This window comes from Melioribacter sulfuriphilus (genome assembly GCF_052656625.1).
The window spans coordinates 142,897-155,534 of record NZ_JBQXXK010000008.1; the positions used below are offsets into that span (position 1 = coordinate 142,897).

At 37.1% G+C, this 12,638-nt stretch carries 12 protein-coding genes; all 12 read right to left on the reverse strand.

Features of this window, described 5'->3' with window-relative positions:
• Positions 1 to 2: 2 nt before the first annotated feature.
• Positions 3 to 1,757, reverse strand: coding sequence for a sodium:solute symporter (locus ACUN8G_RS11835; protein ID WP_445480943.1), 1,755 nt, complete (start codon positions 1,755 to 1,757; stop codon positions 3 to 5).
• A 34-nt stretch (positions 1,758 to 1,791) separates the two neighbouring features.
• Entirely contained in the window at positions 1,792 to 2,904 is a 1,113-nt protein-coding gene (locus tag ACUN8G_RS11840; RefSeq protein ID WP_437347176.1) for an aldose epimerase family protein, read from the reverse strand.
• Positions 2,905 to 3,095: 191 nt separating this feature from the next.
• On the reverse strand, positions 3,096 to 4,436 hold the full coding sequence (locus ACUN8G_RS11845; RefSeq protein WP_437347175.1) for a c-type cytochrome: 1,341 nt from the start codon (positions 4,434 to 4,436) through the stop codon (positions 3,096 to 3,098).
• A gap of 10 nt (positions 4,437 to 4,446) precedes the next feature.
• On the reverse strand, positions 4,447 to 5,364 hold the full coding sequence (locus ACUN8G_RS11850; RefSeq protein ID WP_445480944.1) for a protoheme IX farnesyltransferase: 918 nt from the start codon (positions 5,362 to 5,364) through the stop codon (positions 4,447 to 4,449).
• Positions 5,365 to 5,397: 33 nt separating this feature from the next.
• On the reverse strand, positions 5,398 to 6,018 hold the full coding sequence (gene coxB, locus ACUN8G_RS11855; protein WP_437347173.1) for a cytochrome c oxidase subunit II: 621 nt from the start codon (positions 6,016 to 6,018) through the stop codon (positions 5,398 to 5,400).
• A 9-nt stretch (positions 6,019 to 6,027) separates the two neighbouring features.
• Positions 6,028 to 6,309, reverse strand: coding sequence for a cytochrome C oxidase subunit IV family protein (locus ACUN8G_RS11860; RefSeq protein WP_437347172.1), 282 nt, complete (start codon positions 6,307 to 6,309; stop codon positions 6,028 to 6,030).
• Positions 6,310 to 6,318: 9 nt separating this feature from the next.
• Positions 6,319 to 6,960, reverse strand: coding sequence for a cytochrome c oxidase subunit 3 family protein (locus ACUN8G_RS11865; RefSeq protein WP_437347171.1), 642 nt, complete (start codon positions 6,958 to 6,960; stop codon positions 6,319 to 6,321).
• The gene (ctaD, locus tag ACUN8G_RS11870) at positions 6,950 to 8,590 is read right to left on the reverse strand and encodes a cytochrome c oxidase subunit I (protein WP_437347170.1); all 1,641 of its coding nucleotides are present in this window, start codon (positions 8,588 to 8,590) and stop codon (positions 6,950 to 6,952) included. The genes ACUN8G_RS11865 and ctaD overlap by 11 nt, the downstream gene beginning before the upstream one ends.
• A gap of 6 nt (positions 8,591 to 8,596) precedes the next feature.
• A complete protein-coding gene (locus ACUN8G_RS11875; protein WP_437347169.1) occupies positions 8,597 to 9,367 on the reverse strand; it encodes an SCO family protein in 771 nt (256 codons plus the stop codon).
• A 4-nt stretch (positions 9,368 to 9,371) separates the two neighbouring features.
• Positions 9,372 to 10,298, reverse strand: a complete 927-nt coding sequence (locus ACUN8G_RS11880; RefSeq protein WP_437347168.1) for a c-type cytochrome — start codon at positions 10,296 to 10,298, stop codon at positions 9,372 to 9,374.
• Positions 10,299 to 10,300: 2 nt separating this feature from the next.
• The gene (locus ACUN8G_RS11885) at positions 10,301 to 11,476 is read right to left on the reverse strand and encodes a quinol:cytochrome C oxidoreductase (RefSeq protein WP_437347167.1); all 1,176 of its coding nucleotides are present in this window, start codon (positions 11,474 to 11,476) and stop codon (positions 10,301 to 10,303) included.
• A gap of 20 nt (positions 11,477 to 11,496) precedes the next feature.
• A complete protein-coding gene (locus tag ACUN8G_RS11890) occupies positions 11,497 to 12,636 on the reverse strand; it encodes a quinol:electron acceptor oxidoreductase subunit ActD (RefSeq protein ID WP_437347166.1) in 1,140 nt (379 codons plus the stop codon).
• Between the last annotated feature and the right edge of the window lie 2 nt (positions 12,637 to 12,638).

Consider the following 12,638-nt stretch of genomic DNA (forward strand, 5'->3'; position numbering starts at 1 on the left):
TTTTATCCGCTGAAATAGATATAGGCTCCCAGAATCATCAGTATAACAATAAGGGAAGCAATAACATCCATTGCGTTCCAGCTTGCACGCGATTCCTGTCTCTGTTCATCTGTAATAGTACCAAAAGTCAATCCTTTTATTCTTTCATATTCCGGTTCTTCTGTAGCATAACTTACCACATACATAACTACGAGACTAACCAGGAAGATCAAGAGGCTATAATATTGGAAGAAAATATTATTAACAATCCACAAGAATGAGCCCTGCTCGTAATGGAATCCGGAGACAAGTTTAACAGGAGTATCAATAGCAAGTCTGAATATACCGAGCGCAAAACCGCTGAATAATGCAGCCAGTGCACCTTTAGCATTAAGGCGTTTATTAAATATGCCTGCGAAGAATACAACAAATATCGGAGGTGCAAGATAAGCCTGAACACCCTGCAGATAGTCATACAAACCTTTGCCTCCACGAATTACAGGCAGCCATAACAATCCAATAATTACCATTACAGTCGTAGCAACTCTACCTACCCAGACAAGTTTTTCCTGAGTAACGTGAGGTTTTAATCTTGAGTAAAAGTCGATTGTAAAAAGAGTTGAACAAGCATTAAAAACGCCGGCCAAAGAACTCATTAATGCAGCCAGAAGACCTGCCACTACCAATCCTCTGACACCGATCGGTAAAATATTAGCAACCATCAGTGGGAATGCCTGTTGCGCATTGTCGCGAATAATCTTTCCGTCCGGACCGATTAATTGTTCTTGAAAAACAGGTACCTTCCCACTTACAGCCAGAGCATAAAAAATTATACCCGGGATAATGAAAATGAAAACAGGCAATAATTTAAAGAAAGCTGCAGCAATCGACCCTCTTCTGGCTTCTCGTTCGTTAGGTGCCGATAAAACGCGTTGAACGATGTATTGATCGGTCGTCCAGTACCAGAGCCCGATTATAGGAGCACAAAAGAGCATTCCAATCCAGGGATAATTATCGTTAAAATACCAGGCCATTTTGCCTGCTTCTTTTACAGGCGCCCATGTAGCTTCTACGCCAGCGGGTACAAGGGGTTTCCACAAGTTGAACATTTCCGAGCCAGCAATAGCTTTAAGCTCGCTCCAGCCACCCAGATAATGCAATCCAAATGCAGTAACAAGCAACGATCCGATGATAAGAATAATCGTTTGTAAAGCTTCTGTATAAGCTACCGCAGCCATTCCTCCCAAAACCGTATAGATACCAGTAATTACAATTACGAGTATCGAACCGATCCAGAAACTATCGAGTCCAAGAAAATTTATATCCGGAAGGAGTACAGAAAAAACAATGCCTCCTGCAAATACACCAACAGCAATTTTAGTTAAAACATAGGCTACCAATGAGATTCCTGAAAGGACTGTACGTGCAGTTGGAGAGAATCTACGTTCAAGAAACTCAGGCATTGTATAAACTCTGGAACGAAGATAGAAAGGCACCATTACCCAACCTAAAACAAGTAAACACCATGCGTGGAGTTCATAGTGAGCCATTGCAACTCCGTCGGTTGCACCTGAACCAGCCAACCCAACAATATGCTCCGACCCAATATTCGATGCAAAAATCGAAGCTCCTACAATAAACCATCCCAAATGCCTGCCCGCCAAAAAATAATCGTCGGTGGTCTTTTTCTGTTTCTTGATTACCCACCAGGCAAGGCCCAGTATGATAGCAAAATAAAGAAATATTATTATCCAGTCGAGTGTGTATAGTGCGCTCATAGCTGTACCATCCATTTTTTTTGTGAAATATTGGTTATTTCATAATATCGAAGTGATATACAGTTTTTTGGCGATAGATATCACCAGGTTTTAAAATAGGCGAAGCAAAGTTTTCTTTATTTGGAGAATCAGGGAAAAATTGTGGTTCTAAGCATAGAGCCGTACGGTATTTATATTTTATGCCGCCTTTACCAGCAATTGTGCCGTTCAAAAAATTACCTGAATAAAACTGTATACCAGGCTGGTCGGTATAAATTTCGAGTACTCTTCCACTTTGCGGATCGGTCAGCGTAACTGCTTTTCTCACTTTCCCATTATAATTATTTAAAGCCCAGTTGTGGTCATATCCTTTTCCATATTTCAGCTGAAGATAATCGTCGTTAATTTTCGAACCAATGGGTATTGGTTTTCTAAAATCCATCGGTGTATTTTCAACCGGTGCAATTTCGCCTGTTGGAATCAACTCCGAATCGATCGGCGTAAAATTATCAGCATTAATACTTAGAACATGATTTAATATTGTGTTTTCGAAATTACCCGATAAATTATAATAGGCATGATTGGTAAGGTTTAATATGGTAGGTTTATCTGTTGTACCTGTGTATTCAATAATCAAATCGTTATTATCTGTCAAAGAAAATTTTACTTCGACATTTACGTTACCAGGAAAACCTTCGTAACCGTCTGGACTTTGCAGTTTCATAACCACACACGAAAGGGTGTCGTTGGAGACAATTTCAGAATCCCATACCAATTTATGAAATCCTTTCATACCTCCGTGGAGATGGTTTTTGCCATCGTTAATTGTCAATTGGTATTCTCGATCATCGATTTTAAATTTTCCCCTGCCAATACGATTTGCATACCGTCCTACTGTAACACCGATAAAGGCATTATCATTAATATAGCCGCTCAATGAATCGAATCCAGCTATAACGTCGGCAAATTTTCCCTCTTTATCGGGCGTTACAATCGATACCAATGAAGCGCCGTAATTTGTAAGTTTGACCGTCATTCCATTCGAATTTTTCATTGTGTAGAGATAGACGGGAGAACCGTCAGGTGCAGAACCAAAATTTTCTTTGGTTATTTTGCTTTCATTTGCAGAAGTGCAAGCAACTACCATTGCAGCCAGCAGAATAATCATTATTTCCCCCATAATAATTCCTCATTAATTTAATAAAACAATTAAAGATTACTTAAAGAGTTAAAATAAATCGAAAATTTTGATATGAATAATAAAATTATAATTACTTTTTTCAAAATTATTTTTAGAAGCCAGGAATGATATGGGAGAACAAAAAGGTACTCTCGAATTATAAGAGTACCTAAGAAAATTTACTTTTTGTATGTACTCAACAAAAAGTCGGCTACAGCTTCTGCTTCCGCAGGCTTAAGTCCCTGATTTGGCATTGCGGGATAGTCGGGATTGATTTTTACTGGGTTCAAAATAAATTTTACCAACTCTTCTTTTTTGCCTTCGTATTTAGGAAGAGTTTCATTGTAAGGCGGTCCAACCAATTTTTTGTCGAACTGATGACATGCAATACATTTTCCATTGTAAATATCTGCACCGTTTATTACAACTTTCTTCAATCCATACTCCTCTTCCAATGAAGATTTATATTCTTCATAATTTGCGGCTAAAATTGCAAATTGTTTTTTTGTAGCCGTGTCCAGAGAAGAATATTCCTGCAGTACAATAAAGAATAGAGCGAGAACAAATAAATAGATCAAAGACGATGCGTATTTAATTTGTGCGTCACGAATCATTAAATAAAACATCAGACTGATAAACATTACAACAAAGAGCGCTAACAATGTATAAGCAAACAGATTGTATGACAATGCATAACTTGATTTAGCCAGAATCGAAAGAATAATAAATAACGGCAGAATAACAGAAATAACCAGACCGGTCTTCAATCCAATATTCTTAATAAAATTGTAATAACTTTCATCTGTCTTGAAGTTGTCGGAAGAATACAATTTATAAATGATAAAAGCGGCAGTTAATCCGAATGAGAACAAGACAATCTCAATGAATCCAATTATAGTCTGCAATGAAAAAATAATTTTAATAAAATGAGTTTCAGTATTCCAGTATTCCGGACTTGACGCCAGATGCAAAGAGGAAACAAACAGGTATACTGAAAAAAGCAGCAATGCTAATCCAACCACACCCGACTTTTTCAAAAGTTTATTTGCACGTACTAAATAAAAAGAAGATTCTTTTTTAATTTCTTCGTCAATATTGTTGCCTTGCGAAACTGCCCCAAGTATATCTTTAATATGGAAACTATATTTGTATGTATAGATAAATAAAAGCGCCAAAACATAAATTAATGAAGCAATCAGCAGGTAGCCGGCCGCAGGAACATTTGATAGATGCAAAAGCTGTGCTAAACTGAATGTTATACTCAAAAGAGGTATAAGTCCCAGACCGAAAGCAGAAACCTTATTGAAGGTTACCATATCAATCAGGAACTTTGAAAATTTATAATAAGTTTTACTATCGTTCTTAACACTTTTATTCTTAAAGAAAAGAGATAAAGTCATCGACCCAATCAGCAAACTGATGTATGGAATAAAAATCAGCAATGTTAGAACAAAAAGATATTTCAGTAGAACCAGATGGTGTGCAGACTGGGGTAAAACATATTTGTCTAAGAATTCCATATACGAACCATTATATTTCTGTTAGGAATAATTTACTTATAGAAATTATTACGGAGACCACAAGAACGAACAGGTTAATTTTTATAAACGCTTCTTTGAATAATACTTTTTTTGTGCCAATAGTTTTATTGTATAAGAAGGATTTAAGCATACATCTTGTATCGAAAATAAGCCAGCCACTGAGTAATAGAAAAGCTATAAAAGTGTAAATTCTGAAATTGACAGAATAGAAAGGAATAAATAAGCTGCTAACAGCAAGTGCTACAATCCAGACATAAGTTATTCTGCCTAACTGAGACTCGGAAAAGTTTGTCGTAAGTACAGGGAAACCTGCTTTTTCGTAATCTTTGCTATAAAGCAGTAATAGAAGCCAGAAATGTGGAATTTGCCAGATAAAGAAAAACAGAGCAAGCGACAAAATTTGCAAATCGATGGGGCTACCACCTGCGGCAGTATAACCAATAACAGGAGGGATTGCTCCTATAAGCGAACCTGGAATTATTGCCAGAGCATTTACCCGTTTCAAAGGTGTGTATATAATGTTATACCAAATCAACGCAATGAATGAAAAAATCAATGCGGTTAAGTTTGCGCTGTAAAAAATTATTATTCCAGCTGCGATTATCAAGAGGATTGCAATAGTACTGGCAGCTTGAACCGAAATTCTTCCTGAGGGCAGAGGTCTTCCTTTTGTCCTGTCCATCAATTTATCTTTTTCCCTCTCCTGAATTTCGTTAATAATCGATGAACCGCAAGCCATTAAAAATACACCGAATGTAACTATTAACATTTGCCAGCTAATTGTTTCAGCATAAAGGATATACCCGACTGAAGTGGACATCGCGACAAAAGCAGTTATCCTGACCTTTGCCAGTTCAAAAAATACTTCCCACATATTTTTCAAACTGGCAATTACTAATGTTTTCATATCAGTCAATCCGTAAGATAATCCTGCCATATACTACTTACTTTCTTCCGATGATTGATTATTGTACCACTTTTCAAAATTGGATTTTTCCATTGCAACAACTTTAGTATACATCATCGAATGGTTTAATCCGCAATACTCAGCGCATGCGACGTCGTAATTCCCTGGTTTTATTGCCGTAAAAGAGAGGTAGTTAATTTTATTTGGTATCGCATCTTCCTTGATTCGGAAAGCTGGAATATAAAATGAATGATTTACATCCATCGATTTTAATTTCAGAACAATTGGCTCGTTAACAGGTACATAGAGTGTATCTGACCGTAGTCCATTCTTATAATTAAATTCCCACGCCCACATTCTTGCCGTGACATCAACCTCAAAAGCATTTTCAGGTATTTTTCTAATTTCACTGAATCCAGTATATCCGTAATAGAACATCGACAGAACAATAATAGTAGGAATGGCAATCCAAACAATTTCAAGCCAGATGTTCCCGTGAATATCAACCGGCTTACTTCCTTTTTTTCTGTTATACTTGATAACAAAATAAATCATTGTAATTGTAATGCCGAGAAGAAGAACAACTGAAATCCCGACAATATATAACATTACAAAATCAACAGTTTCCGTATGTACTGACGGTACAGGCGACATGTTTTAACCTCAACGATAAATGAAATCGAAAAATGTTAACACAAAAATTACCAGTAATGTAAATCCACTAAGACCCAGAAATACCTTAAATATTGGTTCGTCGAATTTTATGTGCATAAAAATATTAATTACTAATGTCGATTTAATTGCAGCGATGAACATTGCAATCAGTAATGTATAATCACCTAAATGGATACCGGCAATTGATACAGTAATAGTAGTCAGAGCCAGCAGGGAAATCCATACTAAAATATAAGTGTTGTAACCAATTATATGTTTTTTGTTTTCCATTTCGATGCCTCACTGTATGAGATAAAAAAGCGGAAAAAGAAAAATCCAGATTAAGTCAACCAGATGCCAGTAAAGACCTGCATTTTCAAGTTTGTTATAATTTTCGTGGGTTATGTTATTTCTTATAAGAAAATAGAGCATAAACATCAAAACTACAACACCAATTATAACATGAAGCCCATGTAACCCAGTCATAACATAATAAAGACCGAAGAAGAGAATTTGACCGTTAGGTCTTCCCAACAATTCTTCGGAACCGGGGAAAATACCATGGTCTATTTTTGCCATCCACTCAAAATATTTATTTACCATAAACATTAATGCAAAGACAATTGTCATAGTTAACATCAGTATCGATAAGAATTTATTTTTTTTCTGAATAGCAGCAATTGAAAGCGCAACAGTAAGACTGCTGGTAAGTAGAATTACAGTATTGAGTGTACCTATACCAGTGTTAAGTTCCATAGCCGCCAAACGAAACTGTTCAGAATATTGATATCGATAGACTGCATAAGCTAGGAACATACCTCCAAATAAAAGTACCTCTGTAAAGAGAAAGAGCCACATGCCCATTTTAGCACCCACATCGTCACGGTGGACGTGCTCTACTGAATGGTTATATTCGTTGCCTACAATGGTGTTATGATTCATTCTTCATCTCCTTGAGCTGGCTGAAATCGTAAGGTTCATGTGTAATGGTTGGGATTTCCTTAAAATTTTCCAGTGGCGGAGGAGAAGGAATATGCCATTCAAGAGTAACACCGCCCCATGGATTTGCCGTAGCTTTTGGACCTTTTCGTAAAGAGTAGATTAAATTTCCAGCCATTAAAAAGATTGCAAGTGCAAGAATCCATGAACCGACAGTTGAGATTTCCTGTAAAGTAGCAAATTGCGGCAGATAATCGTAATATCTTCTTGGCATTCCCATATATCCCATAATAAATTTTGTAAAATAGAGCATGTTGAATCCAATAAAGAAAAGCAAGACAGCTATATTTGCGACTTTTTTGAAATACATTTTACCAAACATTTTTGGGAACCAGTAATGAAGGGCAGCAAAAAAGATTGTACCCGTTCCTCCGAACATTACATAGTGAAAATGAGCTACCACAAAATAAGTATCGTGTAAATGAACATCTGTTGCCAGAGAACCAAGAACCAAGCCAGTCAATCCTCCTATCGAGAAAAGAAAGATGAACGCCATGACCCACAGGAATGGAGTCTGAGGATCGATTGAACCTTTATACATTGTTGCAACCCAGTTAAAAACTTTTACACCGCTTGGAAGTGCTACAATAAAAGTAAGAAGAGAGAAGACCCAACGAGCCGTGTCGCTCATACCGCTTGTAAACATGTGGTGTGCCCAAACGAGATAACCGACAAATGCAATTGCCAGCGACGATATCGCTATTGCCTTGTAGCCAAAAATGGTACGCCGTGAAAATGTTGGAATTATTTCGGAAACCACACCCATTGCAGGCAGTATCATAATATAAACAGCCGGATGCGAATAAATCCAGAATAGATGCTGATATAATATCGGGTCACCACCCCGTGCCGGGTCGAATATTCCCACTCCAAATGTGCGTTCTATAATTACTAATAGTATTGTAATTCCGATGACTGGAGTTGCAATAATCTGTATCCACGCAGTTGCATATGTAGCCCATACAAAAAGTGGCATTTTGAAAAAAGTCATTCCAGGAGCTCTCAGACGATGAACAGTTGTAATAAAATTAATTCCTGTTAATATTGAAGAAAATCCCAGTACAAACGCAGCTAATATTGCCATCGAAACATTAGTTGAACTTCTGACACTATATGGAATGTAAAATGTCCACCCCGTATCAATCGGTCCTCCAGGTAAGAACAAAGAAATAAAGACAAGAATTGCGCCAACAACGTAGACATAATATGAAAGTAAATTCAATCGAGGGAATGCCACATCGCGTGCACCTATCTGGATAGGCAGGAAGAAGTTTCCAAATATGGCTGGTAAACCTGGAACAATAAAAAGAAAAATCATTATTACGCCGTGAAGAGTAAAGAGTGTATTATAAGTTTGTGCATCCACTATAGTCTTGCCAGGTGCAATCAGCTCCAGCCTCATCAATATTCCAATTATCACACCTACGAGAAAGAAAAACGAAATGGTGTATAAATACATCAAACCGATTCTTTTATGATCGGTTGTCAACAGCCAGGACAAAATTCCAGAATATCTATTTGTGCTCTGCTGATAAAAATTCTTCTCTTCTATTGCAATTACTCCGTTTGCCATGTTACTTTACTCCGTTGTCTTACTTCTTTTTTTAAATAATAGTATAACCGCAAATAGTCCTACTCCCAGCAGCATAACTGTACCGACAATTCTCGTTATGTTTAATGTATACGAGCGTCCTTCAGGGTCATAGCTATAACAGAACTGAAGTACTTTAGTTATAGTCGGATTGGCTTTGCCTGCTTTTGCTTCTAACATTGCCATTTTAACATCGAAAGGATTGAACGTAACTCCGAATAAATAACGTGTAATCTTCCCTTCAGGTGAAAGAGCAATAACAGTTGCAGGGTGAACATATTGATTATCTTTTGTAGGCTTATAGTAAAAACCTGCAGCATCTGTAACTTTTTTGATGTTAATGCTATCCCCCGTTAAAAAAATCCAATCTTCTGGTGCAATTTTCTTTTTAATCGAATTCAGGTAATTTACTTTCCACTTTGCTGCAACTGTAGGATTTTCTCGGTGGTCAAAACTGAGCGAAATTATTTTGTAATCTCTGCCAGGAATTAAGTCCATTTTATCGATTGTCCATGCTAATTCGTTAAGCATTGGACTACATATACCGGGACATTCATAATAGACTAATGCCAGAAGTACAGGTTTGTCAATCAGACTTTTTAGGTTGACACTATCTCCTTTCGATGTAACAAACCAGGTATCTTCTGGTATATATTTGCCGAGCTGTTCGTCAACTCCAATTTCCACATGCTTTTGTGCAGAAGCAGAACCGGCAACTAATACAATTGTGAAGAATATATTTAAAAGCAACTTTACCATTTTATCAACTCATCGATTTTAAGTAATCATAAATCTTTTTCAAGTCGTCTTCACCTACTTTCCCAATTCCGGGTTTTAATCCAATCGAGAGCGGGTAGTTATTTATAATTGTCTTGAATTTTTCATATGAAATATTCCTGTCCGATAAAAATAGATAAACCAGTTTATTCAGGTCAGATGCTTGTTCAACGATCATTTCAGCAATATAATTATTCGTTTTTGAGTCTTTTATTCTTTTTGCTAATTGCGTAGTTCTATCGACGAATGTTTGATTCTCTTTAGAGAGAATATCAATAGCTTTGCTTACAGGAATTTTATTCGGGATTTCGATGCCAGCTGTTACCTTATAAATGTTATCGATATTATTTAATTCTTCGTCTGTTACGGGTGGAAATTCTGAAAAAGTTCGGATATAATGGATAATTGCAAATCTATCTTCAGGCGGAAGGTATTCGTATGCTGCCATTCCGTTTTTAATTATCCCCTCCTGCAATGTCTTATACATCATATCGATTGTTCGGCCGTTTGTCCAGCCATCTTTCTGATGGAAATTACGAGGTTTCGGATTAAGGGCTACACCTGCTGGACCGTCACCACGACCTTCGGATCCGTGGCACGATTGACAATTAGCGTCATAAAGTTCTTTGCCACGCGCTATCAATTCATCCGAAGGCGATTTGACTTTGTTCAGATCGACTGCCGGCATTATTCCACCCTTTGTCTCAACAATCTCTTTTTTTACAATAGTGCTGTCTTTAAGTCCAGCTGGCATTTCGTTAAACGAAATATTTATTAGATTCTGACCGAAATAAATCCCACCGATTAAAAGAATCAATAAGAAATAAGGGAAGAACCAACCGAACAAACGCACAGGATTTTTCAGAAGTTCTCTGAATTTAAGTTCGTCTTCAAATTTTATCTTTTTTTCCATAACTATAATCTGAAATCTATTCCACGTTTTAATTTCGGGTCGCCTATTGCGACCATGTTGTGCTTATTTGCCATGAAACTGAAAATTGAAATTAACAGACCAGCTGCAAGTATTATAAATCCAATCTCTATCCAGCCAAAAACAAAACCGTGTTTTGAATATGTTGGCATAACCATCCAGTATAGATCGTAATAGTGTGCAAACAATATAATAAACGACATAATTACTAATCGTTTCGGATCTTTTTTAGAAGGCTGCGAAAGAAGACCAAAATAAGGTATTACAAACTTTATAAAAATCAGTCCTATACTAATAAACTTCCAGCTACCCTCCCATCTTGCCAGGAACCAAAAAGTTTCTTCAGGCAAATTTGCATACCAGATCAACAGGTACTGTGAAAAAGCAATATATGCCCAGAAGTTTGTAAAGGCAAATAGTAAAGCTCCCAAACTGTAATAATTATCCTTCGAAATGCCTTTTACCAGATAGCCTTTTTCAGATAATAATATTATTGCAATTGTAGCGGTTGCTAATCCTGCAAGGACAGAACCTGAGAAATAATAGACGCCGAAGATAGTCGAAAACCAGTGCGGTTCTAAGCTCATCAGCCAGTCAATTGCAGTAAACGTAATTGTAATTGCGAAGAATGGCATAAATGCAGCTGATAATCGTGTATTTGCTTTTGTTAATTTTTGATCTTTTGTCTGGTCCTGCTTTAAAGAATTTCGAGTAAAAAGAAAATAGAACAGCCACCAGATTGCAATAAAAGCAGCCACTCTTATAATAAAAAATTCAACATTGAGATATGGGGCTTTACTTTTCAAAAGTTCGTCCATTTTCACAACTTCTGGATGCATCCAGTGAAACAACTGTTCCATATTTGCAAGTACGGGCAAAGCAATAAATGGAACGAGCAGGATTGAAGCAGCCACAAACTCAACAATTCTTCTAAATGGTACGCTCCAAACTGCACCTGAAAGGTATTCTGTTCCAATAAAAAACAGAGCTCCCATACCTACACTTATAATGAATGTCAACAAGATAATATTATTAAATGCGCTTCTTTGCAGGTCAGTTAAATATCCGAAAAGAGAGAGTAGAATTCCTGCCACCAGCAGAATATATCCCGTTCTGGTAATCTTAGACGGTACATATTTTTTCTGATAAACTATATCCATAATTTTTCCGAATTTTTTACTCAATTTAGATCAGCATCTCTGGCATTCAAAGCTTTTTGCAACGCTCTGATATAATTTATAACCGCCCATCTTTCTTCTTCGTTCAATTGTGTTGAATAGGACGGCATAGCGTTTTGACCTTCTGTAATAACATGGAAAATTCTACCGTCACTCCAGTTCCTTACTTTTTCTGAATGAAGCGAAGGTGGATTAGGAAATTGACCTCGTAATCTGCTGTCTCCCTCTGCATGATAACCATGACAGGGACTACAATAAATGTCATACTTCTTTTCGCCGAGTTTAAGAACTTTCATCGACATAGGGAGAGGATTTATTAATTTTTCAGCTGCCTCTTCAGGCATATTTTTATAAGGATAAAATGCCTCGCCTCTTGCGACCACCCCTTCGACAGGGGTTCTCATTCCAAACCCGTCGGCGAAAATTGCACTCGTCGATTGAGGCGTTAATTTTTCCTGCTCCATCATCCAGTTAAATGGTACCATATACAATAATTTATTGAGCGTAAAATATGTTGCGCCCGATGTAATTATAGCGGTAGCAAACAAAAACATGATAAATTTGGGCTCAAACAATCTCGGTTTGTATGCAACTTCATTTTCGTCATAAAATATTGGAATGATTTCTTTTGCACCTATCGAAAGGAGGAAACTATTTACTTCCTCTTCATTAAATTTTTCATCCTCTGCTTGAATAAACAAACCATATTTATCGGATGAAACTTGCTTCATGTAGCTGGTGCCATGCAGTGGATGAGCATTGTTCGGAAGTTTGAAAAAGATAAAGAGCATTGTAAGCACTGTTGCAATTGAAGCCGAAAGGACAGTCACCTCGAAAATTACCGGCACGTATGCGGGAAAAGAAAAGAGCGGTTTCCCACCAATCATAATCGGATAGTCGACGGCGGAAATCCAGTACATCAATAGTAATGCTGTCAATGCTCCTGAAAGTCCAACGACAAGAGCAACATATCCAAGCTTCGACGGCGGCAATTTCATGGCTTCTGGCATTCCGTGAATTGGATACGGAGAATGAACGTCGTATTTTTTATAGCCTGTTTCGGCTGCCTTTTCTGCTGCATTAATTATATCATCAGGATTATCAAACAGTGCTGCATATCCGTATAAAATTTTATCTTTCATCT

Excerpts from the sequence above, each read along its gene's own strand:
- ACUN8G_RS11885 (WP_437347167.1), bottom strand. The coding sequence starts at position 11,476 with ATGGATATAGTTTATCAGAAAAAATATGTACCGTCTAAGATTACCAGA.
- ACUN8G_RS11845 (WP_437347175.1), bottom strand. The coding sequence starts at position 4,436 with ATGGAATTCTTAGACAAATATGTTTTACCCCAGTCTGCACACCATCTG.
- ACUN8G_RS11835 (WP_445480943.1), bottom strand. The coding sequence starts at position 1,757 with ATGAGCGCACTATACACACTCGACTGGATAATAATATTTCTTTATTTT.
- ACUN8G_RS11860 (WP_437347172.1), bottom strand. The coding sequence starts at position 6,309 with ATGGAAAACAAAAAACATATAATTGGTTACAACACTTATATTTTAGTA.
- ACUN8G_RS11865 (WP_437347171.1), bottom strand. The coding sequence starts at position 6,960 with ATGAATCATAACACCATTGTAGGCAACGAATATAACCATTCAGTAGAG.
- ACUN8G_RS11850 (WP_445480944.1), bottom strand. The coding sequence starts at position 5,364 with ATGAAAACATTAGTAATTGCCAGTTTGAAAAATATGTGGGAAGTATTT.
- ACUN8G_RS11840 (WP_437347176.1), bottom strand. The coding sequence starts at position 2,904 with ATGATTATTCTGCTGGCTGCAATGGTAGTTGCTTGCACTTCTGCAAAT.
- ctaD (WP_437347170.1), bottom strand. The coding sequence starts at position 8,590 with ATGGCAAACGGAGTAATTGCAATAGAAGAGAAGAATTTTTATCAGCAG.
- coxB (WP_437347173.1), bottom strand. The coding sequence starts at position 6,018 with ATGTCGCCTGTACCGTCAGTACATACGGAAACTGTTGATTTTGTAATG.
- ACUN8G_RS11875 (WP_437347169.1), bottom strand. The coding sequence starts at position 9,367 with ATGGTAAAGTTGCTTTTAAATATATTCTTCACAATTGTATTAGTTGCC.
- ACUN8G_RS11880 (WP_437347168.1), bottom strand. The coding sequence starts at position 10,298 with ATGGAAAAAAAGATAAAATTTGAAGACGAACTTAAATTCAGAGAACTT.
- ACUN8G_RS11890 (WP_437347166.1), bottom strand. The coding sequence starts at position 12,636 with ATGAAAGATAAAATTTTATACGGATATGCAGCACTGTTTGATAATCCT.